A 1,624-nucleotide genomic window follows, 5' to 3' on the forward strand; every position below is an offset into this window, starting at 1 on the left:
TCATACTCCTTCATTACTCCTTTAACAACTTTCGTCACATCCACTCCCCATTGGGGATTAAAGGTACAGGGGGGAAGAAGTTCTATTTCAATAATAATTCCAGGTGAGAACAGCTCATAGGCTTTGGAACAAATACCATGAATCATTTCTTCATACTGAGACAAGACTTTTGGCATGGTTTCTTCATTGATCAACATGGTAGGAAGTGTAAGATTCACTTCTGGATATACTGTTCCGCCACCAATAACCATTCCATTATTGCAATTTACGGGTTTCTTGGCATGACCGTAAATGAACTCATTTAACTCGGTATAAGCAACATCTGTAAAACTAATGTTAGCCATAATATTACCTCCTCGTAATTTCTTGGTTTTTAGTTCAATAATTTAGTAACAAGTTCCACCGCTGCAGCGGCATCTCCAGCATAACCATCCGCACCAATTTGATCCGAGAATTCTTGAGAAATTGGTGCACCACCGATGATGACCTTTACATTTTCGCGCATTCCTGCTGATGATAACTCATCAATCGTCGCTTTCATAGACAGCATAGTCGTCGTTAATAAAGCTGACAGCGCTAAAATTTTCCCACCGTTCACCTTGATTGCTGCCATAAACTCTTCCGGTGAAATATCTACCCCTAAGTCGATGACCTTAAATCCTGAACACTCCAACATCATCCCTACTAAACTTTTTCCAATATCATGTAAGTCGCCCTTAACTGTCCCTATAACAACCGTACCCTTATTGGTCATCTCTCCACCCGCAAGATGTGGTTTAACAAGTTCGATCCCTGAATTCATAGCACGTGCTGACATTAACACTTCTGGTACAAACATATCATTCACTTTGAACCGCTGCCCAACGACATTCATGCCTCCGATAAGTCCTTCATTAATGATAACAAGTGGATCAACTTTGGCACTAAGGGCCTTTTCCGTTAGAACCTTAACTTGTTCATTGTCACCCTCGATCACTGCATTGCCTAATGATGATAAATCAAACATAGTTATCCTCCTAAATATCGTTTTTTGTTATCCCCTTATACCCTTGTTTTTTAAGTTTAGATGAATGGAATGACTAAAATAGTAATTCAGAACGCTTCTTTACGCCGATTTAACCACGTCCTTCCTTTAGCTTTAATCATTTTAGAATGTTCAAAATGTTTCCTTATCTATTGAATGACTTTATAATAGCCCTGAAAAGGCTTTCTTTGCTATGAACTATCTTGTTTTATCTAGGTTTATCTTGCTTTATAATCGATAATTTCTTAACCCTTTTTAAGGCTTTTAGAGAGGTAAATATGGGTCAACTAATTAAATAGTCTAAACTTCCGCACAAATAGATACTTTCCAATTCCTGTTCCGTCCTAATTAGAGGGTTGAAACCGTATTCAAAAATCCAAGTTGTCTGATATCAATACAATACTTACACTCGTTGTTGGCATCTGCCACAAAAATTTCGCCCCTTACTCAGTTTGAGAAGGGGCGAAATTGGAACTAGGATAATCTTGCCATCACCTTGAACTATTATTATTCCTCGAACAAAAGCTCATAGCGATTGTAAGTTGTAGCATAGACCTAATTACTTTTTAATCTCCGGAACCTTACTCTCTGGTCGCTTAA

Annotated in this window: 2 protein-coding genes; both read right to left on the reverse strand. The window is 38.2% G+C overall.

All coding sequences use genetic code 11. The annotated features are described in order from the left end of the window. A partial coding sequence (locus tag DSOL_RS26020; protein WP_282433584.1) for a methyltransferase MtaB domain-containing protein occupies positions 1-344 on the reverse strand: 344 nt, incomplete at its 3' end. Between the two features lie 29 nt (positions 345-373). Then, positions 374-1,006 (reverse strand): corrinoid protein, encoded by a 633-nt coding sequence (locus DSOL_RS26025; protein WP_075367589.1) that lies wholly within the window; start codon positions 1,004-1,006, stop codon positions 374-376. Positions 1,007-1,624: the final 618 nt, after the last annotated feature.

Source organism: Desulfosporosinus metallidurans, from assembly GCF_001936615.1.
Lineage (GTDB): Bacteria > Bacillota > Desulfitobacteriia > Desulfitobacteriales > Desulfitobacteriaceae > Desulfosporosinus > Desulfosporosinus metallidurans.

Excerpts from the sequence above, each read along its gene's own strand:
- DSOL_RS26025 (WP_075367589.1), bottom strand. The coding sequence starts at position 1,006 with ATGTTTGATTTATCATCATTAGGCAATGCAGTGATCGAGGGTGACAAT.